The organism is Streptococcus pluranimalium, from assembly GCF_047785705.1.
Classification (GTDB): Bacteria; Bacillota; Bacilli; order Lactobacillales; family Streptococcaceae; genus Streptococcus; species Streptococcus pluranimalium_A.
Genome location: NZ_JBLOJV010000088.1, coordinates 1 through 1,192 on the forward strand (window position 1 = coordinate 1; position 1,192 = coordinate 1,192).

Here is a 1,192-nt window from a genome sequence, read left to right on the forward strand (position 1 = left end):
CTCCCAAATTGATGATTTAGATTTTGCCTATAATAGCGGTAGATTGTCTGGCACTGATAAAGTAAAATTATCAAATTGGGATTATCCACCTAGTGCTGATTTGTATAATAAGTACAAATCGATGTATGATAATCCTAAATATTATAATCAATCTACAGGTGCAATACATTGGCTAGATGGAGATGGATTTTTAGAAGGTACTATTTCTAAAAAAATGATCCCGAAAGGTACAATTTTTAAAAGAATTGGTTATCCAAGTGGTGAATTTCTAGGTAATACGTTAGATTCATTTGAATCGAGATCTTTAGCTCCCCATAGCGAAAAATCACCTGTCTATTATTATAAATTGATGGAAGATTTTGAAATGACAACTGGGATAGCAGCACCTTGGTTTGAGCAACCAGGAGGTGCCGTTCAATTTGTGAAGTATGACTCATCTGGAAATAAAGTTAAAGTACAGCAGTTAATTGACGATTTTGTTATTGAGGATGTAACAAATATATTAGGAGGTGATTAGCATGGTAGAAAAACTGATTTTTAAATTTTTAGAGACTATAGATGTTCAGACATGTGTCGTAAATAATCAATTAATGGCCTTTAAAGGTGATATTGAAAATACGATTGTCTGGTATTGTGATAAGAAATTACATCGTTTTATAATTGAGGAATGTCACCGCCAGGATCGAAAAGAAGTTTATAGTAGCCACTCTAAGACAAAAGCAGAAATAATGTTTTGTGCAGTGGTTGATAATTTTTTTAATAGAACCATTGATATAACTGTTCAGCAACAATTAAAGTTATTGCTTCAAAATAATAATTTTGAAGCTGTTGAACGTGTTTTAGCAAGGAGTTTAAAAATAGATAGTTATAGTTTAAACGAGATTAAAGAAGATAAAGTTTCGTTATTATTAAATTCAGAGGTAGCTGATTTATATTTTGGAGAAGAAAAAATTTTATCCGAAATTAGTTTACTACGGGGCTACATGTCGTTGTATAATTATTCGAAAAAAATAGAAAGAGGGAAAGAAGTATACCAAGAATTGATTTCAAAAAACAATGATGAGGTATCTTTATCTGAATTTCTAAAAATTTATATTACTTCTTCTTCTTATTAATAGAGACCAAAATTTAGAAGAAGCTGGATAAACTCCGAGCTTTTCATAGGTCATCGCCACAGATTTTTAGTGCTATC

The 1,192-nt window shown here is 30.9% G+C and carries 2 protein-coding genes; both read left to right on the forward strand.

The genetic code is table 11. From position 1 onward, the window contains the following. Positions 1 to 517, forward strand: a 517-nt coding sequence (locus ACMZ6Z_RS09405) for a TNT domain-containing protein (RefSeq protein ID WP_416132266.1), incomplete at its 5' end; no start/stop codon positions are given. Position 518: 1 nt separating this feature from the next. Further along, positions 519 to 1,115, forward strand: a complete 597-nt coding sequence (locus ACMZ6Z_RS09410; protein ID WP_416132267.1) for a hypothetical protein — start codon at positions 519 to 521, stop codon at positions 1,113 to 1,115. Positions 1,116 to 1,192: the final 77 nt, after the last annotated feature.